Raw genomic sequence first — 25,561 nt, 5'->3', positions numbered from 1 at the left:
AACTTACTTTTTTTCAAAAAGATAAAATGGAGGAATCACAATGAAGTTCACGAGTTTACAAGACTATGCTACGCTACATAACGGTGTAAAAATGCCATGGTTTGGCTTAGGTGTTTTTAAAGTAGAGGATGGTTCTGATGTCATTCATTCTGTAAAAACAGCAATTCAAAATGGGTATCGCAGCATTGATACGGCAGCAATTTATAACAATGAAGATGGTGTTGGTCAAGCGCTTCGCGAAAGTAATGTACCTCGTGAAGAACTATTTATTACATCAAAAGTATGGAATAGCGATCAAGGCTATGAATCTACGTTACAAGCATTTGAAACGAGTTTGCAAAAGCTTGGCTTAGAATACTTAGATTTATACTTAGTGCACTGGCCAGTTCAAGGAAAGTATAAAGAAACATGGAAAGCACTAGAAAAACTATATAAAGACGGGCGTGTTCGTGCAATTGGCGTGAGTAACTTCCAAATTCATCACTTACAAGACTTACTAGAAGGTGCAGAGATTAAACCGATGGTGAATCAAGTTGAGTATCATCCACGCTTAACACAAGAAAAACTACATGCTTTTTGTAAAGAGCATACCATTCAACTAGAAGCTTGGTCACCATTAATGCAAGGACAGCTTCTTGATCATCCTGTTTTACAAGAGATTGCAAAAAAATATAATAAATCTACCGCTCAAGTCATTTTACGATGGGATTTACAAAACGAAGTCGTTACAATTCCAAAATCTATAAAAGAACATCGTATTATAGAAAATGCGGATATCTTTAATTTTGAACTCACGAACGAAGACATGGAAAAGATTCAAGCATTAAATGAAAATCATCGCGTTGGTCCAGATCCAGATAACTTTGATTTTTAATATAAAGAAAACTCTCTCCTACCTATACGGTGGGAGTTTTTTCCATTTATTATAACTGAAAATTATGAATATATTTAGTTTGTTGACATTTCGTTTATGCAGGTGATAAGATTTTGAATAATCAAAGAAACAAAAAATTAATATTTGTCTATTATGTTTACTCATTGTATCAAGAGAGGTGGAGGGACTGGCCCTTTGAAACCTCGGCAACAGGTTCGCGTGCGAATACTGTGCCACTTCCTGCGAGCAATTTGCTCGAAAGATAGAATGAGGGACTTTGTTTATAAATGTGCGCACGTTTTAAACATGTAAATCCCTCTTTCTTCATATGAAAAGAGGGATTTTTTCATTTCCCTCACAATTGTTGGCCAACAAAAATATACAGGCAAATAGACAAACAATTTGAGGAGGAATTTATGATGACAAGAAAGTACAAATCAGCAATTGCATCTATTTTAGGAGTGAGCCTACTATTTACAGGATGCTCAAATACAAAAGATGATACAAAACGTGCAGGTGCAAAAGAAAAAGCACCCGATAAACAAGTATTAAACTTAGTGGCTGGCACTGAGATTCGTACAATGGATACGGCCCGCGCTACTGATACTGATTCTGGACAAGTAATGCGTAATGTATTTGAAGGATTATACAATCTTGGCGAAGGGAATAAACCTGTTCCTGGCGTTGCTAAGTCTCACGATGTAAGTGAAGATAAAACAAAGTATACATTCCATTTACGAGAATCAAAATGGTCAAACGGCACACCTGTTACAGCAAAAGATTTCGTATTTGCTTGGCAACGCGCAGTTGATCCCAATACCGCATCTGAATATGCATTCTTATTCTTCGACATTAAAAACGCGAAGAAAATTAATAACAGTGAGCTCACGCCAGATCAATTAGGAGTAAAAGCAATCGATGACTATACACTGGAGGTAGAACTTGAACGTCCTGTTCCCTTCTTTATTAGTTTAACAGCGTTCCCTACATTCTTACCAATTAATGAAGAATTTTATAAATCACAAGGTGAGCAATACGCATTAGAATCGAATACTCTTATTTATAACGGTGCATTTACATTAGAAAACTGGAAGCATGAACAAAGTTTCCAATTTAAAAAGAATGAAAACTACTGGGACAAAGATACTGTAAACCTTGAAGAAATTAATTTTAATATCGTAAAAGAACATTCAACTGCATTAAACTTATATGAATCAAACCAAATTGATCGAATCGGTTTAACATCAGATCTTGTTGATAAATATCGAACTGATAAAAACTTTAAAGAAAGACCAGACGTTGGTGTACAATTTCTACGCTTAAACCAACAAAATAACGTACTTAAAAATGTTCATGCTCGTAAAGCAATCGATCAAAGTATCGATAAGAAAGCATTTGTAAATGTATTACTCAATGACGGCTCTCTTCCTGCTTACTCCCTTGTACCAAAAAACTTTGTACAAGGCCCTGATGGAAAAGACTTCCGGGCTGAAAATGGTGATTTAACGAAAGAAAACCCAAAAGAAGCAAAAACATTATGGAAGAAAGCAAAACAAGAATTAGGAGTAGAGAAAGTAACACTTGAGCTATTAACAAGCGATAGCGACTTATCAAAAAAGACGGGTTCATATTTAAAAGAGCAATTAGAAAAAAATTTAGATGGACTAACAGTTAACATTAAATCACAACCTCGTAAACAGCAAGTTACATTACTATTAGATGGACAATATGAAATTAGCATTGATGGTTGGAGCCCTGATTTCGCAGACCCAATTACATTTTTAGATCTATTTGAAACAAATAACCCTTATAACTTAAATCATTATTCTAATCCAAAATTTGATGATTTAATTAACAAAGCAAAAACAGACTTAGCTAGTGACGAAAAAGCACGTTGGGGAGCATTAAAAGAAGCTGAGAAAATTCTATTTGAAGATGCTGTTATTGCGCCTCTGTACCAAAACGGATCTTCTTACTTAGAACGCTCATATGTAAAAGGAATTGTCGAAGTTGATTTTGCAGGTCCATTAAACTTTAAATGGGCAAAAATTGAAAAATAATTTTACACGGTATCCTCTTTAGGATACCTTTTTTATTTCACATACATAAATAGAGAAAAATTGGTAAAACTTTTATTGAATAACATTTCTTAAGGAGGATTATGTCATGAAAATTTTATTTTCAATTTTACTATCACTTATGTTAGTACCTGTTATTACTGGTTGTAACAATACGGCAACAGATACAAATGATAATAATGGTGATAAAAAAGTAACTGAAGATACAACAAAAGACAACGTAGATGATAAAACTACTAATAGAGGTGAAGATTTAAAACTTAATTTTAACAACTTTGACTTAGGTGTCGACTATCAAGATGCAGCAAAAGACTACGAAGCGGAGTATCAAGCAAAAACAGATACTGAAGCAATGGAAGCAAAAATTCAAGATCCAAAAGCAAATGGGGTTTTAACTGGCGATGAAGCGATGAATAAAGTACAGCCACTTCTAGAGCAACTAAAATTTGATAAAAATACTACAGATCAAGAAGTAATTGATGAAGTAATTAATGTATTTCAGTTAGATAAAGATTATCAAAAGTTCGATTTAGAAGTTGTCTTTACAGACGGAACAAAGAAAGAATATAAAGTTCAAAAATAAAGTGAAACTTCACTCAGTGGGAGTTTTCTTTACCTCCCACTAAACCTCTTCGTTTCTCTCAAACGTTGAGGTAGCAATGTTACAGCTTACAATAAAAAACATCTTAATCTTAGTAGCATAGACCCTAACTTTGGTCTATGCTACTTTTTTAAATCAATCTAACAATCCAAAAAGTCGGCCTACTTATAGTTAATCTCCACTTCCCCTATAACAAATTACCCTGCAAAAAAATCCAAATATATACATAAAATAATTTTAATGTCATTGTTTTTCTTTATTTACTTGATAGAATAGTATATAGGAAAAATACTATAAAAAGGAGAACGGTGACATTATGTTTAAGAAAGCTATAGCATTTGTTCTAGCATCTAGCATTGTATCTATTCCTGTTAATAGTTATGCCGAGGTGTCAGCAGACAAAACAAATACTCTTGAAATTTCTTCAAAACAAGCTGGATGGGTACAGAAAAATAATAATTGGTACTATTTCAATCCAGACGGTACATTCAAAACAGGATGGGCGACAATTGAAAATACATATTATTATTTCCAAAATGATGGAAAAATGAAAACCGGGTGGCTCTCTTACAATGGATCTTGGTATTATTTAAACAAAAACGGTGCTATGCACACTGGGTGGCTTCAACTTGGTGATTCTTGGTACTATATGCAAAAGGACGGTGCCATGCGTACGGGATGGCTCTCCTATAACGGCGCTTGGTATTACTTAAATAATAACGGTGAGATGTATACCGGATGGCTCTCCTATAACGGCGCTTGGTACTACTTAAATAATAACGGTGGAATGCATACCGGGTGGCTTCAGCTTGATAATACTTGGTATTATTTACAAAACAATGGTGAAATGCATACAGGATGGCTTCAGCTAGGTAATACTTGGTACTATTTACAAGGAAACGGTAAAATGCATACGGGTTGGCTTCCTTCTTATGGATCTTGGTATTATTTAAACCATAACGGCGCTATGCATACGGGATGGCTTCAGCTTGATAACACTTGGTACTACATAAATGATCAAGGTATTATGCATACAGGATGGCTTCAACTTGGTGATACTTGGTACTACTTCCAATATAGTGGCACTATGCAAACCGGTCTCACTACAATAGGTGCATATGAATATTACTTTGCAGAAAACGGTGAGTGGCGTCCAGATAATCATATTACCGCAGCATCATACGTAGACCTAGATTTAACACTAGCTTCTACTATTACTGGAAAAGAGATTGATAATTTCATTGCGAAATATCATCCAGATAGTCCACTCATTGGACATGGTCAAGACTTTGTAAATGCACAAACAAATCACGGTGTAAGTGCTCTTTATTTAGCTGCACACGCTATTTTAGAATCTGCTTATGGGAAATCAGAAATTGCCTACCGAAAGCATAATTTATTTGGGTTACGTGCCTATGACCGCGATCCTTTTAAACACGCAAAATATTTACCTACTTTTGGGGATAGTATTGCCTACAATGCCAACTATGTACGTGAATTTTATTTAGAAGCAGATGGAAAATACTATAACGGTCCAACTCTAGTTGGTATGAATGTAATGTACGCCTCTGATAAAGAATGGGGTACAAAAATTGCAAGCATTATGGAACGTATGAAGCCTTATAAAGCAACGGATTATCGTTTTGCAAAACAATTAAAACAAAATCCTGAAATACTAAATGTAAATGCATTAGGAGAAGAAATTCCATATACAACATATGCGGCTAATTCTGTTGCATCTGTTCGCTCTGCTGGTGCTTACTACCAAGTACCGTACCCATTTAATTACACAATTAAAAGTTCAGATGTAGATGTAAAAGAAAATAAAGTTGGTACGTTAACAGCCGGGGCTTCTATTACAGTGTATCGTGAAGATCCAAATGGATTTGTAGAATTCTCCTTTACAGCTGACGGAACAAAGTATTGGACAATGAAAAGTAACTTAAGTATGTAATAAAAATATCCTCTTTCACATGTTTGAAAGAGGATATTTTTTATTTATTCGATTGTTGTTCAGCCTTAAAACGATTGTAATATGTAACGGCTGTTGCTAAATGCACTTCAATATCACGAAGTAATGCAACATCCTCATCTTTCGCTAAACTGTCTAGTTTTTTCAGTGCCTTTTCCGATTCATCTAAAAAACCTACGTATAATCCATGCTCATGTTTTTTTGATTCTGGCACTCGAATCTCACTTCGAATATGCTCTATATCAGCTAAAGCACTTTCTGTTACTTCTTGTACATCTTTTTTGAAGTCTGGATGAAAGATTGCTTTCCCACTTCTTTCATTTGCAACTTCCCAAAGCTGCATCGCTTCATTAACGTCTTTATTTAACTTATCTTCATACTTCTCATGTATTTCATTATAAACTTTCAAATCTTCCGCATTATCTTCACTACTCTGCTTTGGCTGTTCAACTTTCTCTGTCACTTCTTTTTTCGGCTCATTTCCGACGCAGCCTGTTAATAGTAACATACTCCCAAGTAGAACACTGCCCCAAATGGTGTACTTCATTCTCAACTACTCCTTTTATAAAACATCATCTCTTGTCATTATAACGAGAACAAACTTAAAATGACACTGACAAGCAACTCTTTTTATACATACCATCATTTTTGTCACAGTATTGACACTTTATACGATAAGAAAAAGCGATAGAAAATCTATCGCTTTACTTCTGTAAATTACTATTTGTAAACTCGGAAACAGAAGACATTGTTTCACCTGTATCTAAATATGTCATCTGCACTGCATCGCCTACTTCTGTAAACATTGCATATGGGAAATCTTTTGCAGAGACCATAAACACTTTTTCTTCATTTTCTAATAAGACAAAAACAATTGTATTTTCGCCTGTCTTCTCTTTATACACACGCTGCACTGTCCCATCAATTTTCGCTTCTTTTCCATCAGAAGTTGGACGTGCTGCATCACCACTTCCAGTTAGTACACTCTTATACTTTTTAAAAGCTTCTTTTTGTGATGGAGCAGTTGCAAATACTTTTGCATTAGAAGCTGCAACAACGGCATATGCACGTACTAATCCACCGTCATCTACAACTGGTACAACCCAAGATGGTTTTCCATATACGTTGTAAATAACAGGCATCGTCCCATGCCATTTCTCACGTTTAAATGAGTTATCTACAACTTCCTCTGCAGCAGATCCGTCCATAATCCCTTTTACCTGATCTCCATTAAAGTAAGACAATTTTCCTGTTCTCGCATCAACTAAAGAATATCCTAATGCAGAGTCTACTCCTTCTTTCGGTGAAGTAAAGTCTGTGAAGTAATACAACTTCCCATCTTTCCCAAATATCGGTGTTACTCCTTCTTTCGTTCCCCAAGCTGTTGGTTCTCTAACATCTGTTTGAGAGAACTTCGTATTCCAAAAACCATGTATATATTTACCAAAGTATGTATTTAAAGTAGAAGCTGTTTCGTAATTTAATACACCATCAATAAACTTTGGTGCTGTATCACCTTCATACTTTTTCACATCTCCAGTCTCAGCGTTTACAACAACAACACCTTTTGGTACAAACCCCGAACGACCAGATACAAACTCTCCATATGTCAGTGTGTAGAATGGTTTTCCATTATCATCTACTTCAAATTTTGGTTTTCCTTTAAAAATCAAGTCTGGTTCTGCCTTACGAACAACACGTTGTAAGTTATCACCAAAGAACATACTTGGAACATATTTCATCTTATATCCTAAATGTAACTTTGCTTCGGCATCTGGGTTTGTTCCAGACATCGTTACATAACCTGGAATCGTTTCAGCTTTACGTGACTTAAAAAATCCAGACACTTCAATTGGTGCAACATATAAGGCTTCACCGTTAACCATTTGTGGTGTAAGCTCTCCTAATTCAAAATAAGAAACTTTTGGAATATCTCCAAATACTTTCTTCATTTTATTTGCCGCTGTTTTTGGCGGTACCGTAAACGGCTGATCTTCCTCTGTAAACGGTTCAGAAATATCTTTTTCTTCTTTCACAACAGATTCATACTTATCTTTAGAAATCACAATATCATGTATATATCCAAAATAACCGTAAACGGCAAATAAAATGAATACAGTAGCTCCCTTTATTTGTGACTCTAGCTTCCCTTTTTTGGCCTGTCCTAAAAAACTTAATAAAATTAAGATGGCGATTGCCACTGCATAATATGTAATGATTGAATCTACTCGATCATCAATTAACCACAAATATTCATAGACTATGACCCCAATCCAAAATAAAGCAGGAATAATCCAAATAGGTGAAGACTTCCGTTTTACAACCTTCTGTTTGTCCCCATCAACAGTACGAAGCCCCCCGCCACTTCTTGTCCATGGAATCATAAACAATGTTAATACAGCTAAAATAATAAATTTAATCAATGGCACCGTCTCCTTCTATTGTGTATTTCTTCTAGTATACCGAAAATAGGAGAGATAATCCAAAACTGGTAAAAAGAAAACTCTTTTTCTTTTTATCTATTTTTAGTACATATAAATGCCAAGTAAAGAAAGGACATAACACCCCCTCTTTTTAGGTCGGAGAGAGCATCTGGCCATGCATAGAAGCGGTCAGGGCCTTTTTCAGCCACATGTGAAGTGAAAAAAAAAATCTAGAGAGTGTAGATTCCGCTGTATTCTATGTATCAGGAATTTAGATTTCAAAAAATTAAAATGGATTTATTCCTTATTAACAGACTTACATTCAGTGAGGATAAAGAGAACCACCACTAAGTGAAGTTTCACTTTATATAAAAATAGAAGACTCTCATAGAGAAAGTCTTCTATTCACATTACATTACTTTTTTCCAAACATCTGCTTTACCTGGCGTTTCTCCTCTTGTCCACCATTTTGCTTCATATGTAACACCTTCAAATGTTACACGGTCTCCGCCAAAGTATACTTTATCGTTTTCCCATGCTAATACAACATTACTAATGAGTCTCCATGCATCAGATTTTTCCGGTTCATTTCCTACTGTCCAGTAGTTGGCTTTATATTGAAGTCCTTTATATTCTACAATCATTCCACCTACATATACTTTTGTGGGGTTCCACTGTTCTACATGTGAATGAGAGTTTGATTTCGTTTTTACAACTACTTCTTCCGTAAGTGCTGACGTATTTCCTGCTGCATCAACTGCACGTACTGCATATTTATATTCTGTATCTTCTTGCACGCTATGGTCTACATAAGATGTTCTTGCTGTTTCTGCAATTACTTTGCCATCGCGAACAATTTCATATTTCACCACTCCTACATTATCTGTAGACGCATTCCATGCTAGAGAAACACCATGCATTTCATGTTCAGCACCTGTAAAAGTAGATGGTACTGTTGGTGCTTCTTTATCGATAGCTGCAGCTTCTTTCGTTATTACTTTAAATGCTGCACTTTCATCTGATTTATTTCCTGCTGCATCAACTGCGCGTATTGTATACGTATATTCTGTATTTGCTTGTAATCCTTGATCTGTATACGCTACATTTCCACTTTCTCCAACAACCTCTCCGTTGCGAAGAATTTCGTATTTCATGACACCTACGTTATCCGTAGATGCCGACCACTTTAGCTCAACACTATTCGCAGTTTGCCCTGGTGAAAGAATAGAAGTTGGTACTGTTGGTGCTTCTTTATCCGCAGGAACACTTCCATCATTGATTAAATTCACATCCATTACTTGATAGAAAGCATTTGGTGTATCTGCAATTTCCCACACACCTAAAATAACATGATATCCATCACGGTCCGTTGGCACATTAATCTCATGAGATTCGTAAGATGATGGCTTTTTTCCACCTTCATGAATATAACCAATCTGCTCCAAATCAGCTCGTGTTAACGGCTTATTTGGATCCCAATCTTTTTTTGTAATATAATATTTCCATTCAGCTGTACTGTGCGGTGCTGTAAGGCGCCAAGTAAACGTGTTCTTACCACCCTTCATCGTTACCTTATTCCAGCGATCTACAGTCTGAACGTCAAGTTGCTTGAAAATACCACCGCTTGCAATCTGTCCATCTGCTGGTCCAAGCTTTGGAAACGTCCCTTGCGCTTCAATACTTTGAGGCTCGTATTGCACTGGTCCACAATTTAAGTTTTGCCCTGTCTTACACATATAAGAACGACTTGTTGGTGATTCAATATAACCATGGGCAGAAGCTGTCTCTGCAAATGCCGTTCCCATAATTCCACACACTACAAGTAGCGGTGCTGTTTTTAATAATGTTTTGTTCCATTTCTTTTTTTGTTTTCCCATATCGTTTGGTCCTCTCTTTTTTAGTTTTTTAAGAAACCTTTTATATTATAATATAAAAATTTATAAATTTATATTAAATGATTTGTTTTTTAAAAAAACGTCCACATTTTTTCAAAAAAAAGAAGCGTTTTATAACACTTCTTCTATACATGTCATCCAAACAAATGACATGCTACTTGATGATTTTGATCAATTTGAATCATAGGGGGTACAGCTGTTGCACATTTCTCCATGGCATGAGGACATCTTGTTCTAAATTTACATCCTGATGGTGAATGGAGAGGACTCGGTACCTCTCCTTGTAAAATAATACGTTCACTTGCTACTTTTGTTGGATCCATATCCGGAATAGATGAAAGTAAAGCCTTCGTATACGGATGAGCTGGTTTTGTATATAAATCGTCACTACCGGCAATCTCAACGATGTTACCTAAATACATCACACCAATTCGATCCGAAATATGTCTTACCATTGATAGATCATGAGCGATAAATAAATATGTTACTCCTGTTTCTTCTTGAATATCTTGAAGCATATTAATAACTTGCGCCTGTACAGAAACATCTAATGCTGAAATAGGTTCATCACATAAAATAAAATCTGGCTTCACTGACAGCGCACGTGCAATACTAATTCTTTGTCTTTGCCCTCCGCTAAACTCATGTGGATATCGATATAAATGTTCTTCTTTTAAGCCAACCTTTTTTAAAAGATCTAAAATAATTCCCTTCCGCTCTTCAACCGAGTATGAACCATGAATATTCATCGGTTCACTAATAATTTCAAATACATTCATTGTTGGATTTAAAGAAGCATATGGATCTTGAAAAATAATTTGCATCCTTTTTCTATACTCCATTAAATCTTTCCCTTTTAACTTCGTAATATCTTCTCCATCAAAAATAATACTTCCTGAAGTTACATTGTGCAGACGAATAATACTTCTACCTGTTGTTGATTTTCCGCAGCCTGATTCTCCTACAAGCCCAAATGTCTCACCTTTTCTTATCGTGAAGCTAAGATCGTCTATTGCCTTTAATTGCTCCGTTTTTCTACCGAACAATCCTTTTTTTATAGGAAAGTATTTTTTTATATTTCGAACTTCAATTAAATTATTGTGCTCCAACAAGCTCACCTACTTTTCTATCTATTGTTCCGTCATTTAACCAGCACATCGAGCGCCTTTCTTTACCTAGCTCAAAATAAGGTGGACGTTCACTCCCGCAGATTTCCATCTTATATGGACAACGCTCTGCAAATGGGCAACCTTTCGGTGGATTTAGTAAGCTTGGTGTAACACCTTGAATGGGAACTAGTCTTTCTCTCACCCCATTTCTTACTTTAGGCAATGAATTCAATAGTCCTTTTGTATATGGATGATTTGGTTGTTGGAAAATATCAATTGCATTCCCTTCCTCCATTACTAAACCTCCATACATGACAATAACTTTTGTACAGTTTTGCGCCACAATTCCTAAATCATGTGTAATTAATAGTAGTGACATATTCGTTTCATCTTTTAATGTTCTCATTAAATCTAAAATTTGAGCTTGTATCGTTACATCTAAAGCAGTTGTAGGCTCATCTGCAATTAACAACTCTGGATAGCAAGACATCGCCATCGCAATCATAATTCGTTGCTTCATTCCTCCGCTAAGTTCATGTGGATACTGTTTCATCCTTTCTCCTGGTGAAGAAATCCCAACCTGTTCCAATAACTTAACAGCTATATCAAAAGCTTGTTTTTTCTTTACTTTTTGATGACGCATAATGACTTCTGTAAGCTGCTTTCCAATTTTAATAACTGGATTTAATGAAGACATTGGGTCTTGCGAAATCATAGAGATTTGGTTTCCACGCACAGCTCGCAACTCTTTTTCTGATTTATTCAACATGTTTTCATTTTGAAACAGAATCTCGCCTTCCTTTATTTTTCCCGGACGATTAATAAGCGCCATAATAGACTTTGCCATTACGCTTTTACCACTTCCAGATTCCCCTACAATCCCAACGACTTCTCCTTTATTTATATCGAAAGTAACTCCTCGAACCGCTTCAACCTCACCGTTTTCCGTAAAAAAGGATGTCTTTAACCCTTTTATTTGCAATAGTTTATTTGACACGTTCTTCACTCCCCCTTATTCACTTCACGAATTATTTTGCTTTGGTGAAAATACCGTCTTTAATGCGTCGCCTAGTACATTAAAGCTTAGAACGGTTAATAAAATAAGAAAACCTGGGAAAAGTGTTAAATACCAAGCCTCACCAATGTATCCTTGTGCATTATTTAGCATACTTCCCCATGAAGAGTCCGGCTCTCGAATACCTAATCCTAAGAAACTAAGCGATGACTCCATTAAAATCGCAGTTGCATTTGTTAATGTTGCTGCAATAATAATTGTGGAAGCGATATTTGGGATAATGTGTCTAAAAATAATTGCAAATGAATTTTGGCCTGATACTTTTGCATATAAAACATATTCGCGTTCCTTCACGGATAACGTTTCTGCCCGTACAATGCGTGCCGTATCCATCCACGTCATAAATCCAATAATTAAGATGAGCGTCATAATCCCTGGCTTTAAATATGCATTTAAAAGTAACATCAAGAAAAATGAAGGGATCGACATTAATATTTCTACAATCCGCATTAAAAAATTATCTATTTTCCCGCCAAAATATCCGCTAACTGTTCCAACTAACGTCCCTACTGAAACAGAAACAATCATAGATAAAAAGCCAACTGCAAGAGAGATTTGCCCTCCATATAAAGCACGCGTTAAATAATCTCTGCCATAGTCGTCTGTTCCAAAAGGATGTGTGAGACTAGGAGTCTGCAGTCGGTCTGGAATTGACATTTTGCTAGGGTCATAAGGTGATAGAAATGCAAATACAGAAACAACCGTTAACAACGTCAATGTTCCTATCGCCATAAGTACAAATTTATTTTGCGTTAACTCTTTCTTTACACTTTGTAATCTCCGTTTGTTCATCTCTACTCACCCCCTCATTCGAATACGCGGATCAACAATGCCGTATAAAATATCAGCAATTAAATTACCGAGAATTAACATAACTGATGATAACAATGTGATTGCCATGATAACTGGATAATCAAACTTAAATATAGAATTTACCCCTAAGGAACCAAGCCCTGGCCATGAAAATACTGTTTCCGTAATAAAAGCTCCACCAACTAAGCTTGGAATAGACAACCCAAAAATCGTTACAATTGGAATTAACACATTTCGTAACACATGGCCAAATAATACACTTCTCCTCGAAGCACCATATGCATATTGTGTTTGCACGTACTCTTCTCCTAGTTGTTGAACTGTGCTAGAACGAATGTATCTCACGTACACCGATACATTTTGAAAGGCAAGGACCGTACATGGTAAAATACCGTGCTTGATTACATCTAAAATAGAATCTTCCCCAACTGTACGCATCCCCATACTCGGAAGAAGGTTCCACTTTAATGAAAATAAATAAATTAATAATAAAGCGAACCAAAAAACAGGCATCGAAATCCCAACATATGAAATAAAGTTTACTATTCGATCAAATAAAGAATTTTTCTTAATTCCACTCAATAACCCTAACGGAATAGCAATACAAAACGATAGAATAAGAGATAAACCCATAAGCCCAATTGTAGCTGGTAACCGCTCTACAATTAGCTCAAACACAGGCTTATGACTTAAAAGTGAATAGCCAAAATCCCCACTTAAAATACTTTTCAGCCATAATACATATTGAATATAAATGGGTTGATCTAATCCTAAACTTGCCCGCATACGCTCAACATCAACCGGACTCATATTTGGTGTTACAAAGTTTCGAACCGGATCCCCCGGAGCGAGCTTAATTAATACGAAAGAAATAATAGAAATGACAAATAATAGCGGTATCGCATTTAAAAGCCGTTTCACAATTACTGTCCTCATGCTTGTGCCTCCCCCTCATTACATACCGTAAAAAGTCATGATAAAAAAGCTGATAAAATACCAGCTTTTTTATTTGTACTCAAATGCACTATTGTACTTCATAAATCTTCGATAAATCTTCAAACATTGTGACAGGAATTGCATGTGCTTCCTCTAACCCACCATACTTTTTATCCACTGCAATTACTGCTTTTGGATATGCAATTGGAAAGTATGGTACATCTTCAGCAATCGTTTTTTGAATTTCATGGTACAGTTTTGCACGCTTCTCTTTATCAGTTTCTACAGCTGCATCTGCCCATAACTGATCTAGTTCAGCATTTTTATAACGAGCATAATTATATTCTGCATCGCTTAAATATAGACTCTTATATACGTCTGGTTCTGGTCCCATAATATAGCCACCAAACGTGATATCATAATCTTTATTTTCTTTATCTAAACTCTTCTCACTTGCTGCACTCGCATCCAATGCTAACAACTCAACTTCTAAGCCCACTTCTTTTAACTTTTGTTGCGTGTACAGCGCTAAGCTTTCCATTACTTTATTGTTCGTCACATACATGACACGAACCGTTTCGTTTTCTTTCACACCAGCTTCTTTTAATAATGCTTTTGCTTTCTTTTGATCATGTTTGTATTTTTTCACATCCGAAGAATAGTGAAGTGTACCTGGCGTTAAAATCGAATGCGCTGGTTCTGCAAACTGATCAGAGACAAACGCAGATTGAATCATCTCTTTCTTATCTAAAGCATGCGCAATCGCTTGGCGCACTTCTTTCTTCTGCATTAACTCATTATTTAAGTTATAAGACATGTAGAATAATCTTTCCTCCGGGAATAGCACCATAGAAAATTTGTCTGTCTCATTTAGTTTCTTATAGTCTTGCGGTTCAATCATCTTCATATTAATTTGACCATTTTGCAGCGATACATTTGCTGTGTTACGGTCTTTTACAACACGATATACAACGGAATCTAACTTTGGCTTTCCTGCAAAATAATCATCAAAGCGCTCTAACACAACATACTCGTCTGTTTTAAATTCTTTAAACTTAAACGGTCCTGAACCGATAGGATGATTATTTTTTTCACTCTTCATTAAATCCGTTTCATTTTCAAATACATGTTTTGGAATCGGGAAGAAGTCATTTAATACTCCTTCGAATGAAGCACTAACTTGTGGCAATACAAACTGAGCCGTGAGTTCATCGACCTTCTCCACCTGAACTGGTTGCCCTTTAAAAATAAAGTTTTCACGTCTTGAACTACTTTGCTTTTCATCTAAAATCGATTCAACTGTAAAAACAATATCGTCCGCTGTAATTTTTTGACCATCATGCCACTTTAAATTATCTTTTAACTTTAATGTCCACGTTAATTGATCTTCCGAAGGCGTAAAACTTTCAGCAAGAACAAATTTCTTTTCTCCATTATGCATGTGATATAACGGTGCATATAACGCTTGCTGAATTGTTAATGATACACGATCATTTGCATAAAGTGGATTCATGGCATCCGGGTTATCACTCACACCAATTGTTAATGTGCCCCCATCTTTTGGACTCCCTGTTTCACTTGTACTATTTGAACTAGCTTGTTTTGCTTTCTCTTTTCCTCCTGAGCAAGCAACTAAACCAATCAATAAAAATAAAATAAATGATACCGTTGCTAACTTTCTTTTCATCTTATGTCCCCCTAATAAACATTTAATACCTATAAGAAAACTATGATTTAATGCCGAGTTTTCCTATAGGTATTAAATTATCACTAGAGGTAAATAAAGTCAATTATTTATTTACAGCAATATTTTAAACTTCCATTAAAAAAACCTCTTTTATGATGAAAGAGGTTTTTTCTTCTATTTACAAGCCAAAAACTCCACCTTAAAACTTAGTTTAAGCTAGAAGATTAACAGTTCAGTTCGGAAATGCGGAGTTCGTTTAACTAACCATCAGTAGAAGCTTTACTTTATTCACTCAATACTCTCCAATCCTTTGCTGCAAGCTGCTCACTGTATAACTTTGCATAGTAACCTCTCTGTTCCATTAGCTCTTCATGTGTCCCTAGCTCATCAATGCATCCCTCATGTAATAACACAATTTGATCTGCATTTTGCGTCGTATTTAACTTATGAGCAATAACAATGACTGTTTTCCCTTCAATTAATGTATCGATAACTTCTTTTATTTCCATTTCATTATCAGGGTCTAGCGAAGCCGTTGCTTCATCTAACAAAATAATTGGCGCACCTTTTAAAAATGCTCTAGCAAGAGATATCCGTTGTTTTTCTCCACCTGATAATGTCGAACCACCTTCTCCAATCATTGTGTCATATCCTTCTGCTAACTTCTCAATAAACTCATGGCAGTTTGCCTTTTTACAAGCTTCAATGACTTCCTCTTTTGTCGCTGATGGTTTCCCCATCAATACGTTCTTGTATACTGTATCATTTAGAAGAAATACACTTTGGAACACCATGCTTATATGCTTTAACAAACAATCAGGATGTATTTGTTGAATTGAAATACCACCAATTGTTATATCTCCTTCATCTGTATCCCAAAAACGTGTCAGCAAATTAAACACTGTGCTTTTCCCTGATCCTGAAGGGCCAATTAATGCTGTCATTGCATGCTCTTTTGCTGTAAAATTCATATGTTTTAACACCGGTTGATTTGCTTCATATGAAAATGAAACATTGGAGAATTGAATGTTATAATTCGGAAATTCCACCTCTTCTTGTTCATATGGTTGTAATTTTTGTTCGTAAATACTATTTACATGATCAACAGCAGCCGATAAAACGAAATATTCTGAATATAACACGCTAAACGGCTTAAACAATGTGGAAATACCAAGTGAAATAATAATAAATGTCACCATAACTTCCGGTGTAATCGTACCGTCTATTAAAGAAAAAGAACCAAGTAGAAATAGGAGCGGTACAATAAAATCAATTAAAATAAAAAATAGTAAATTGACTGGTGCTAACGATAATTCTAACTTTATACTTATATCTCGATATTTTTGAAATGAAGACCGCAAACGTCCAAATGCTATGCCAGCTTGATTATGAGCACGAAATACTTTCATTCCATCAATGTATTCCATTACACGAGACAAGACTTCGGCAACAATATCCTGTTTTATTTTCCCACCCTTTTTACCTAAACGACCAGCAATCACTAATAATGGTATTGATAATAAAACCATTATTATCTGAGCAAATGCAAGCTTCGGATTTATAAAAAATGATACAACAAGAATATACGTTGTAATCATCACAACTTTTATCATTTCTCCTATAAGGTGGGTAATAACACGTTCAATACTAACCATATCAGCTGTACAGGAATTTATTAATGTACCGACACTTTGTTTTGAAAAATAACCAAGCGGTAACTGTTGGAGATGGTTTGATAAGTTTAGACGTGCATCACGAATCAATTCAGACCCTCTCACTTGTAACATATATTGTGAAGAAGTAATAACAAGTAAACGAAATACATAGGCTACAATTAAAATAACGAGAGACGTTTTGACCGTATCAAGTGTGAAAGTACCTCCCACTATATGCAATAACACATAATAGAGCACACCATAAATGGTCCCTGCACCAATTGTATCAAGCACCGTTAAAAAAATCGGAAAGTAGAGACGTTTCAAATTCCCACCTAAAATCGTTTGCAATTTCAGCATCATTTCAAACCACCTCCTCTTCGAACTTCTTATAACTTCTCCACATGTTTTCATACAATCCTTTTCGCTTCATTAAAGAGAGATGATCGCCCTCTTCAACAATATAACCTTCTTTAAAAGCATATATCCGATCTGCCTCAGCAATTGTATGCAACCTGTGCGCAATAATAATTGTCATTTTGTTTACTAACAAGCGGTTTAAAGCTCGCTGAATTTTCCTTTCATTTTCAATATCAGAGTGTGACGTTGCTTCATCTAAAATGACAATTGGTGAATCCTTTAGCATTGCCCTTGCAATCGCAATTCTTTGCTTTTGTCCACCGCTCACTTTCACACCATTCTCACCGAGGCGAGTTTCATATCCATTTGGCAATGATGTAATAAACTCATGAATTTCAGCATCTTTACACACTTGTTCTACTTGCTCTTTCGTATATGTTCTTCCCATCACAATATTATTCCAAATCGTATCCTCTGCTAAAAATGTATCTTGAAAAACAAAGGAGATAAGATCCATTACGTTTTCCTGCCTAATATCTTGAATACTAGCGTTATTAATTTGAATACACCCTTCTTCCAAGTCAAAAAAACGAGCTGCTAACTCACCGGCTGTTGTTTTCCCCGCACCAGAAGGACCAACAAAAGCAATCGTCTCACCTTTTGCCACATATAACGAAACATTTCGCAACACATAATGGTTTTCATACTTAAAAGAAACGTTACGAAAAGATAAGGATTCCACCTTATCTTTTTCAATTTCAATCTTACCAACACGCTGTGGTGTTTCAGCCCATATATGTTTTAAACGTGACACTCCTTCTAAAATGACCGCCACATTTCCACCAAAGTCTAGTAGCTGTTTCAAGGAAGACAAAAATGTAATACTTAGTACTAAAAATAATAAAAAGGCACTTGCCTCAATCGCTCCGTTTACCATCATCAAACCACCAATTGGAATAACAAATAATAATGACGACTCCGTTACTAATGAAAAGAGCGCATAATACGGCGATTGTTTCCGACTGATTTCAACCCACATCTTTTGGTATCCTTCAATGGCTACTCGTAATTTTTCAAAAGATGCTCCTGTTATATTAAAGGCTTTAAACACAAACATACCGCGAATATATTCAACAAAAGCTGCATTCATCCGTTCTAAATGCGTATGGTAACTGTTCATGTTTTGATTAAAGTTCTTGAACATAAGCGCTTGTAAAATGTAACTCAGAAGCAATGGAACGAGTAACACAAGTGATAATTTCCAATCAACAAATAATAAATAACTATATATGACAAATGGCGCTGCAATTGCTGCTGATAAGTCCGGAAGTTGATGTGCTAATGAACCTTCTATCTTTTCAATATCTTCATTAATTGATTTTTTTAGTTCACCAGAAGCTTTTTTTGTGAAATAACCAAGTGGTAATTTTGCTAAATGATCAATCGTCTTTACTCTTAGTTTGTATAATATGTTAAAAGCCGCGATATGAGAGAAAACACCCGAAATGGTAAGTAACAAAAACTTTAAGAGTACAAATACTGCTGTCCAAATGGCCCATCCTTTTATTTGAGTATAATTAGGATTTTCAAGCAGTAATTCATTTAAAATTTGATAAGCAAATAGAAATGGCGCAAAAGTAAGGATGGTACTACACACACTAAAAAGAACTGCGAATAATAGTTTACCTCGCTCTCCCTTCGTTTCTTTCCATAAAAACGATATGTTCGTTTCCTCCTTCACAGAACGTATCCCCCCTTGTATTCCTTCTGTTATCAATTAATGTAATTGATAACAGACATCATTTACCACTCTAAAAAAATAGAAATCAATCCAAAAAATATCCAGTCCCCTTTATAGAGAACTAGATATTTTTCAATTCTTATATTTCTTCCTATACTGCAAAGGTGTTTCAAACATCATCGCTTTAAAAGCACTCGTAAACTTACTCGGATTGCTATAACCAACTTCATTTGCAATTTTCGTAATGGAATCATCTGTTGTTTGCAATAATTGCGCTGCCTTCTTTAGCCTTTTCTTCTTAATGTATTGATAAACGGTACAGCCTACCAACTGTTTAAATCCTTCTTGTAACTCTAAAATAGGAATGTCATATATATGTACTAACTGCTTCACTTGAAGTGGCTCTGTAATATCACAATCAATTTTCTCTTTTATTTCTATGAGTTTCTCAAATTGTTTACCTTGTATATTTACTCCTCCGAGCTCTTCCTTCATACAGTACGATAAAAATTCAAGCACTTTTGATTTGAGAGATAAATAATCTGTCATTTCTTCATGTAAGCCATTCATCAATTGGCGTGCAATGATTCCATGTATCGGCGAACTCCGGACAATATAAAGAGGATCGTCTTTCTTAAACATCAATGTTGAAAGCTGCGACCATTTCTCTTCAATAACAAAAGAGCTTTGAACATTTAAATTTTCTTTCAGTACATCTATATTGAAATAAACAGAAATACCCGAAAACCCTTCACTTTCTCCTTCATAATAAGCCCAAGGGTTTGACCAATCAAAATACAATAATGTTCCTTTATGAACCGTTACAAAATCTTCTTCAGTGGAAAACCTCATTTTCGCCCATCCTGCTGTAATACATGTAATTTCAATCATGTTTTGCTCATAACTAAACGTATCCGATTGCATTCTCTTTGATGTACAGTCTTGAAAAATAACAAGTTCAACACCTGGCTCAATTATAATATGCAGGACAGATCCACTTCCATAATTCGGACAAACCTCATACCTTTCTCCAAGCCAAGTATCCCCAACTTTGTGCATATATTGTTTCTTTAATCCTTCATAGTGACTCTTTAAAAGACTATCGTACACCTCAGTCACCCCTTAATTGATAATTATTATCAATTATATTATAATTCTTCCGTGCTTTTCACTCATTTCCTACAATACGTAAAAAATTCCTTTTTAGATGCTAAAAAGGAATTACAAACTCTTTTTCATATACACATAAAAACGAATATCATTTTCCACTTTAGAAACACCATACTGAAAGCTATGCCTCTCTAAAATACTTTTCACAATCGCTAATCCCAATCCTGTTCCAGATACTTCTTTACTACGAGAGGACTCTAATACAAAAAACGGCTCCCATAACTTCATGATGTCTTCTTCTGATACTTCATTTATACCATTTTGAATAGTAAATCGTACTTCACCCCCACAATCTTCAATCCACACTTCAATCTGATTATTATTTGTATACTTCATCGCATTAGAAATTAAGTTGTTAAACACCATTTCCATTTTCGCTGCGTCAGCAGTGATAAGAACTGGATGTTTAGGATACTGCTCTTTCAGCATGATCCCTTTAGAGTGCAGCTCAATTTTATATTTACCTATTACTCGCTGAATAAGCGGAACCAGTTCAAACTCTTCTTTCTGTAAACGATCTCTTTCCATCTTTGAGAAACACAGTAACTCTTCGATTAAATTTGAAAGTTGGTCTGTTTGCTTAATAATTGTATCTACATACGTTCCATCATCTAATCCATCTTGTATTCCCATCGCATAAGCTTTCACAAGTGCAATAGGTGTCTTAAGTTCGTGAGTAATATCGCCCATAAATCGTTTTAAATGAGCATTTCGATCTATTAAGTCTTGATGTACATCATGTAAAGTGGCACTCATACGATTAATACTTTGTGCCAAATCACCAATCTCATCATTTGTTTTCACATCTGTCCTTTTGAAATGCAAGTTCGAAATATCTTCAGCAACCTCGCTTAATTCCTTTAAAGGTGTAGTAATCGCCTTTGATAATATCCAAACAATGATGATAACGAGCAACATAGAGAGTCCAAATATATATGCATTAAACGTATTTAACATCTCAATAATCTCATGAGATTGTGCAATAGAAATACCTGTTAAAATTAATAAATCACCTTTTACAGTATAATTCGCAAAAAAGCTCGCTTTTAATTTTTCTTGATCGTACAACTTATTCGTCTTTCCTTTATCTCTCACCTTCATTATCTCGTCTTCTGTAATCCATAGGCGATTTAATGTAACTCTTTTTTTAGTAAGTTGTGACCGTAATGATTCGTTAATTGCTTCTTCTGTACTTTTAATCGACGTATATACAATCGTGACATGCTCTTCTTTTTCCACTTCATCAATAAAGTCGTCCAGTTCTTCTATCGATATCACCTGGAGCTGCTCTGTAACACTTTGTACCTTCTCCCGGGTTTTATAAATCATATACTTCGGTAAAAAATAATTTGTTCCTAACAACGAAATCGTAAAAATAAAAACAATTGTAATAGAAATACTAATAAATAATTTTTTACCAAGTTTATTCACGTCTATCCTCCAAGCTATATCCTAATCCTCGATGTGTTTTAATAATATCTTCACCTATTTTTCTTCTTAACCTTCTAATATGCGTATCCACTGTACGCTCATCTCCAAAATAATCAAATCCCCACACCATATTTAATAGCTTCTCCCGTGTCAAAATCGTTCCCTTATGATGTAAGAAACATTTTAGAAGATCTAGTTCCGTCTTTGTCATATCTAACTCTCGTTCACCTTTATATACTTTGTTTTTTACCATCTTTATTTTCAAGTCTTGTACTTCAATCACATCTTCTTGATGAAGAAGCTTTTTCGCTCTCGTTAATAAAATCCCTGGATGAAATGGCTTTTTTATATATTCATCCGCCCCGCTTTGTAGTGCAGCCAATTCATCCTCATGTTCACTTTTCGCTGTTAACATTAACACTTTTATATCTGCTTGTTGTTTCATCTCCTGACAAACGCGAATTCCATTTACTTTTGGCATCATCCAATCTAAAACAGCCAAATCGATTCGTTCTCGGTAGAACACCTCTAGTGCTTCTGCACCATCTTTTGCAATATATACTTGAAAGCCTTCCTTCTCAAAGTATGCCTTTAAAATTTTCAACATATCTAGTTCATCATCTGCAATTAATACTTTCATACCGCTCCTCCATCACTCTTTGCTACTTATTAGCATACTCCTTTTTTGTTACATTCATTTGACATAACCTATTTCTTTACAAAAAGAGCACCACATAACGCAGTGCTCTTTCATTTTGTTTATTTTACTGCTTGTAGCTCTATTTCTTCTAAAATCAATCCTTTATGCCCACTCCACACGTATAGGAGAAGCAATACAATAATGACTGCACCGATATAAAAAGGTAACAATGCCTCCATTCTATATAGCGACGTACTTGCAATTGGAACGATAAGTGATGCGATTCCAGAAGCTGCTGCAGTTAATCCACCCGCTTCACCTTGTGCTTCTTTTCCTGCCGCAATTGAAATACCTGCCGTATAACCAGGTATCACAAAACCACTCCCCGCTCCAATAGCCATATAAGCAAATGCAAATCCTGCTAAATGGTTAATAAAAATGAGAGAGAGAAGACCAATAATAAATAACGGTAGTCCAATTCTTAATAATGTAAGTGGCATAAATTGACGCTTTTGCACAAACGTCATTTGTACAAGCGCCATCATAAACCCAACAATAAACAAACAAACGCCAAGCCAAATCGCTGTTTCTGTTGTACTTAATCCAAATGTATCTTGCACATAAAATCCACCTACAATTTGAAGCGTCATAAAAATACTCATTACACTGATGCATACGATTAAATATGGCCTAAGGCCTGCTCTGCGAAAATCAATTTTTGTCTTTTTATCACGTATGTTTGGTTTCAATTTCGGAATTTTTTTATAGACAAAAAACATTGCAAGTAACGCAAGTACAGAAGAGATAAAAATCGGAAACACAAGATGAACTCCTGACAATATCGCTCCCATTGCTGGTCCCATAATAAAACCAATTCCTGTTGCCGCCCCAATCATTCCCATTCCAGCAGAACGTTCCTGTATATCCGTTAAATCCGCCATTAATGCTTGTGAAGAAGAAATCATAGCCGGGAAAAAGAATCCAAATAAAATACGCGAAAGCATAAGTAACAAGAAAATTATTGTTACATTGATACGTTGTTCCATCCCAATCCACGATATAGAAGCAAATAACGCTAAACTAAACGAAAACCCTAAAAAGCCAATTAATATAATATTTTTCCGGCCATGTCGATCGCTTAATCTTCCCCATACTGGCGCAGCTACTAACAAAACAAGTGCCGCAATTGAAACCATCCACCCCGCATGCCTTTCATCTAGACCAACTTCACGAATGAGTGGTGCAAGTAATGGATTGATCACACCAAATCCGCTATAACAAATAATCATTGAATAGAAAATCACTCGCTTTGGATCCACGTTTCTTCCTCCTTCATAGATTCTTTATGTAGTTCATGAACATCATTTCCATCATCACTTTACTCTTTCATTTAAATAAATATGAAGAGGAATGAACAACTCCAAAAAAGTGAGAAATAATCCAAAAAGATTCTATATGCTTGGACTGAACATACAAATGAACGGTGATAATAAAGTGAAACTTCACTCAGCGGGGCTTTTCTTCATCTCCCATTGAGTGTTAGCCTGATCAATCAGGCCTTTAATACGGGATAAACACAAATACAGTAAAGGATGATACCGTGATTTACATATACAACGATTTCGGTGGAACACATACAACTTCTCTTGCCGCTGCATATCATTTTAATCAACTGCCTACAAATCGTACGCTGACAAAAGAAGAAATATTAGCTGTACCATATTTCAATCAATTAACAACTGCTGATATGGGGAACTTAATTTTTCGTGGTATTGATGAAGATGGAAACCACGTTTATACAGTAGGTTGTGGCGCTTCAAAAAATGCTAGAAAGGTGATGCAAAACTTAATCGCTCTATTACAAAATCAACATCACTTTCATGAAAAGGTTGTATTCTCCAACACATCTCCAACCGTCCCATTTGCAATGACAATCGGCGGATTATTTTCTAGACGATTAAAGATTGATTTTATCGGTGTACCGCTACTCGTGTTAGGTGCTAAACAATGCTGCAACAACATTATGAGGCTTGTACAACATACAAAAGAAAAGGGAAAATCGACAGATGCACAATTAGTTATATTAGAGAATGAGGAGTTCAAGTAATGTTGCTTGAGCTTTTTATTTTGTCCTTTTCCATCTGACCAAGGGTTGTTACTTACAAAAGACGAATATATCGAGTAAGCAGAAAAGGAGGTAACAAAATTTGCACTTAAAAATTAAAAAAATTTTTGATTATGATATAAAGGCAAGCAGACATCATGAGTTATGTACACTACTAGCAGACTGCTTTTCACCAGACTACCCTAAAAATAGAAGCTTTTTTAAACAAATCCCTCACTTCCGTTTTATTGCCCTTGACGAAGTGAACAACATAATCGGACAAGTCGGCTTAGACTATCGCATAATGAACTTAAATGGTACAACGCCCGTGAAAGTTCTTGGAATTATTGATTTATGCGTAAAGCAAGAGTATCGCTCAAATCATATAGGTTCAGCTTTACTCAAAGAAATAGAGCAATTTGCAATTGAACGCAACATTGACTTTTCACTTCTGTTTGCCGACAATAAGAGACTTTATGAGAAACATGGTTTTTGGTCACCTCGCAACACATGCAAATGGCTAAAAGTAGATGACGAGCAGTTAACATCTTTTGCTATTGGAACCGAACAAATAGACGAACTCATGATTAAGAAGGTTGGAAATATGGATTGGCAAGGCGGAGAGCTCGATCTTATGGGATATTTATATTAGAAGAATAAGAGCGCTTCCCTTAAAATATTTATAGAGTAAAAAAGGAGGAGAATGTATGAGTGAATCTGCAAGCATGATAATCATATTCATAGTCACTACACTTTTTATCCTGTTCATCTTTGCAATGATAAGAACCTTTTTCCCTGGCAAAAATTATGAACACGTAGTTGGAGTCTCACTTCTTCTATTAAGCATCCTCACAGTATTGGCCAGTTTTTTTCTCATAGGTGGCTGGACAGGTATGGGCGTTGGGTTTATCGCTGCTTTTGCTTTTTGCGGAACGCTTTTAGCGATGATTATAGATGCGCTAATTAAATTTATTACACGAAGATGAACGAAGCTACT

The 25,561-nt window shown here is 35.5% G+C and carries 21 protein-coding genes and 1 riboswitch; of the genes, 7 read left to right on the top strand and 14 right to left on the bottom strand.

Features of this window, described 5'->3' with window-relative positions; genetic code table 11:
* Positions 1 to 40: 40 nt before the first annotated feature.
* The 4 genes from BAMA_RS17935 (at position 41) to BAMA_RS17920 (ending at position 5,507) form a co-directional block, all read left to right on the top strand.
* Positions 41 to 874 carry an aldo/keto reductase gene (locus BAMA_RS17935; RefSeq protein ID WP_034641930.1) on the top strand — a complete coding sequence of 278 codons (834 nt, stop codon included), beginning with the start codon at positions 41 to 43 and terminating at the stop codon, positions 872 to 874.
* 163 nt (positions 875 to 1,037) lie between these two features.
* Positions 1,038 to 1,143: riboswitch (SAM riboswitch) on the top strand.
* 150 nt (positions 1,144 to 1,293) lie between these two features.
* Entirely contained in the window at positions 1,294 to 2,934 is a 1,641-nt protein-coding gene (locus tag BAMA_RS17930) for a peptide ABC transporter substrate-binding protein (protein WP_034641928.1), read from the top strand.
* Positions 2,935 to 3,040: 106 nt separating this feature from the next.
* A complete protein-coding gene (locus BAMA_RS17925; protein WP_034641926.1) occupies positions 3,041 to 3,535 on the top strand; it encodes a YusW family protein in 495 nt (164 codons plus the stop codon).
* Positions 3,536 to 3,869: 334 nt separating this feature from the next.
* Entirely contained in the window at positions 3,870 to 5,507 is a 1,638-nt protein-coding gene (locus BAMA_RS17920; RefSeq protein ID WP_034641925.1) for a glucosaminidase domain-containing protein, read from the top strand.
* A gap of 40 nt (positions 5,508 to 5,547) precedes the next feature.
* On the opposite strand, the gene BAMA_RS17915 is transcribed toward BAMA_RS17920, so the two are convergent.
* From BAMA_RS17915 to BAMA_RS17850, 14 genes are all read right to left on the bottom strand, one after another.
* Positions 5,548 to 6,072: a lipoprotein gene (locus BAMA_RS17915; protein ID WP_034641923.1), complete on the bottom strand. Its 525-nt coding sequence runs from the start codon at positions 6,070 to 6,072 to the stop codon at positions 5,548 to 5,550.
* Between the two features lie 157 nt (positions 6,073 to 6,229).
* Entirely contained in the window at positions 6,230 to 7,945 is a 1,716-nt protein-coding gene (locus BAMA_RS17910) for a DUF3981 domain-containing protein (protein ID WP_034642014.1), read from the bottom strand.
* A 413-nt stretch (positions 7,946 to 8,358) separates the two neighbouring features.
* Positions 8,359 to 9,825 (bottom strand): lytic polysaccharide monooxygenase, encoded by a 1,467-nt coding sequence (locus BAMA_RS17905; protein ID WP_034641921.1) that lies wholly within the window; start codon positions 9,823 to 9,825, stop codon positions 8,359 to 8,361.
* A 152-nt stretch (positions 9,826 to 9,977) separates the two neighbouring features.
* Complete coding sequence (locus BAMA_RS17900; RefSeq protein WP_034641918.1) at positions 9,978 to 10,952, bottom strand: ABC transporter ATP-binding protein; 975 nt, start codon at positions 10,950 to 10,952, stop codon at positions 9,978 to 9,980.
* Entirely contained in the window at positions 10,939 to 11,949 is a 1,011-nt protein-coding gene (locus BAMA_RS17895; protein ID WP_034641916.1) for an ABC transporter ATP-binding protein, read from the bottom strand. Before BAMA_RS17895 ends, BAMA_RS17900 begins: the two co-directional genes overlap by 14 nt.
* Positions 11,950 to 11,973: 24 nt before the next feature.
* Entirely contained in the window at positions 11,974 to 12,819 is an 846-nt protein-coding gene (locus tag BAMA_RS17890) for an ABC transporter permease (RefSeq protein ID WP_034641914.1), read from the bottom strand.
* 6 nt (positions 12,820 to 12,825) lie between these two features.
* On the bottom strand, positions 12,826 to 13,776 hold the full coding sequence (locus BAMA_RS17885; protein ID WP_034641912.1) for an ABC transporter permease: 951 nt from the start codon (positions 13,774 to 13,776) through the stop codon (positions 12,826 to 12,828).
* An 88-nt stretch (positions 13,777 to 13,864) separates the two neighbouring features.
* Entirely contained in the window at positions 13,865 to 15,463 is a 1,599-nt protein-coding gene (locus tag BAMA_RS17880; RefSeq protein ID WP_034641910.1) for an ABC transporter substrate-binding protein, read from the bottom strand.
* 284 nt (positions 15,464 to 15,747) lie between these two features.
* On the bottom strand, positions 15,748 to 17,481 hold the full coding sequence (locus BAMA_RS17875) for an ABC transporter ATP-binding protein (protein ID WP_162176071.1): 1,734 nt from the start codon (positions 17,479 to 17,481) through the stop codon (positions 15,748 to 15,750).
* 1 nt (position 17,482) lies between these two features.
* Positions 17,483 to 19,219 (bottom strand): ABC transporter ATP-binding protein, encoded by a 1,737-nt coding sequence (locus tag BAMA_RS17870; RefSeq protein ID WP_034641908.1) that lies wholly within the window; start codon positions 19,217 to 19,219, stop codon positions 17,483 to 17,485.
* Positions 19,220 to 19,351: 132 nt separating this feature from the next.
* Positions 19,352 to 20,329, bottom strand: a complete 978-nt coding sequence (locus BAMA_RS17865; protein WP_034641906.1) for a helix-turn-helix domain-containing protein — start codon at positions 20,327 to 20,329, stop codon at positions 19,352 to 19,354.
* 111 nt (positions 20,330 to 20,440) lie between these two features.
* The gene (locus BAMA_RS17860; RefSeq protein ID WP_034641904.1) at positions 20,441 to 21,820 is read right to left on the bottom strand and encodes a sensor histidine kinase; all 1,380 of its coding nucleotides are present in this window, start codon (positions 21,818 to 21,820) and stop codon (positions 20,441 to 20,443) included.
* On the bottom strand, positions 21,813 to 22,460 hold the full coding sequence (locus BAMA_RS17855; protein WP_034641901.1) for a response regulator transcription factor: 648 nt from the start codon (positions 22,458 to 22,460) through the stop codon (positions 21,813 to 21,815). Before BAMA_RS17855 ends, BAMA_RS17860 begins: the two co-directional genes overlap by 8 nt.
* 119 nt (positions 22,461 to 22,579) lie before the next feature.
* The gene (locus tag BAMA_RS17850) at positions 22,580 to 23,779 is read right to left on the bottom strand and encodes an MFS transporter (RefSeq protein WP_034641899.1); all 1,200 of its coding nucleotides are present in this window, start codon (positions 23,777 to 23,779) and stop codon (positions 22,580 to 22,582) included.
* A 281-nt stretch (positions 23,780 to 24,060) separates the two neighbouring features.
* Between BAMA_RS17850 and BAMA_RS17845 the strand changes: the two genes are divergently transcribed.
* From BAMA_RS17845 to BAMA_RS17835, 3 genes are all read left to right on the top strand, one after another.
* Positions 24,061 to 24,567 carry a DUF3189 family protein gene (locus BAMA_RS17845; protein WP_034641898.1) on the top strand — a complete coding sequence of 169 codons (507 nt, stop codon included), beginning with the start codon at positions 24,061 to 24,063 and terminating at the stop codon, positions 24,565 to 24,567.
* A 100-nt stretch (positions 24,568 to 24,667) separates the two neighbouring features.
* A complete protein-coding gene (locus BAMA_RS17840; RefSeq protein ID WP_034641896.1) occupies positions 24,668 to 25,216 on the top strand; it encodes a GNAT family N-acetyltransferase in 549 nt (182 codons plus the stop codon).
* A gap of 55 nt (positions 25,217 to 25,271) precedes the next feature.
* Complete coding sequence (locus tag BAMA_RS17835; RefSeq protein ID WP_034641894.1) at positions 25,272 to 25,550, top strand: YesK family protein; 279 nt, start codon at positions 25,272 to 25,274, stop codon at positions 25,548 to 25,550.
* The last annotated feature ends 11 nt before the right edge of the window (positions 25,551 to 25,561 follow it).

This window comes from Bacillus manliponensis (assembly GCF_000712595.1).
In the GTDB taxonomy this organism is placed as follows: Bacteria; Bacillota; Bacilli; order Bacillales; family Bacillaceae_G; genus Bacillus_A; species Bacillus_A manliponensis.
This window is presented reverse-complemented; position numbering and strand designations above follow the sequence as displayed.

What these genes read in the sequence shown, in the direction of transcription:
- BAMA_RS17935 (WP_034641930.1), top strand. Translation starts at nt 41, where the DNA reads ATGAAGTTCACGAGTTTACAAGACTATGCTACGCTACATAACGGTGTA.
- BAMA_RS17930 (WP_034641928.1), top strand. Translation starts at nt 1,294, where the DNA reads ATGACAAGAAAGTACAAATCAGCAATTGCATCTATTTTAGGAGTGAGC.
- BAMA_RS17925 (WP_034641926.1), top strand. Translation starts at nt 3,041, where the DNA reads ATGAAAATTTTATTTTCAATTTTACTATCACTTATGTTAGTACCTGTT.
- BAMA_RS17920 (WP_034641925.1), top strand. Translation starts at nt 3,870, where the DNA reads ATGTTTAAGAAAGCTATAGCATTTGTTCTAGCATCTAGCATTGTATCT.
- BAMA_RS17915 (WP_034641923.1), bottom strand. Translation starts at nt 6,072, where the DNA reads ATGAAGTACACCATTTGGGGCAGTGTTCTACTTGGGAGTATGTTACTA.
- BAMA_RS17905 (WP_034641921.1), bottom strand. Translation starts at nt 9,825, where the DNA reads ATGGGAAAACAAAAAAAGAAATGGAACAAAACATTATTAAAAACAGCA.
- BAMA_RS17890 (WP_034641914.1), bottom strand. Translation starts at nt 12,819, where the DNA reads ATGAACAAACGGAGATTACAAAGTGTAAAGAAAGAGTTAACGCAAAAT.
- BAMA_RS17885 (WP_034641912.1), bottom strand. Translation starts at nt 13,776, where the DNA reads ATGAGGACAGTAATTGTGAAACGGCTTTTAAATGCGATACCGCTATTA.
- BAMA_RS17880 (WP_034641910.1), bottom strand. Translation starts at nt 15,463, where the DNA reads ATGAAAAGAAAGTTAGCAACGGTATCATTTATTTTATTTTTATTGATT.
- BAMA_RS17875 (WP_162176071.1), bottom strand. Translation starts at nt 17,481, where the DNA reads ATGATGCTGAAATTGCAAACGATTTTAGGTGGGAATTTGAAACGTCTC.
- BAMA_RS17855 (WP_034641901.1), bottom strand. Translation starts at nt 22,460, where the DNA reads ATGAAAGTATTAATTGCAGATGATGAACTAGATATGTTGAAAATTTTA.
- BAMA_RS17835 (WP_034641894.1), top strand. Translation starts at nt 25,272, where the DNA reads ATGAGTGAATCTGCAAGCATGATAATCATATTCATAGTCACTACACTT.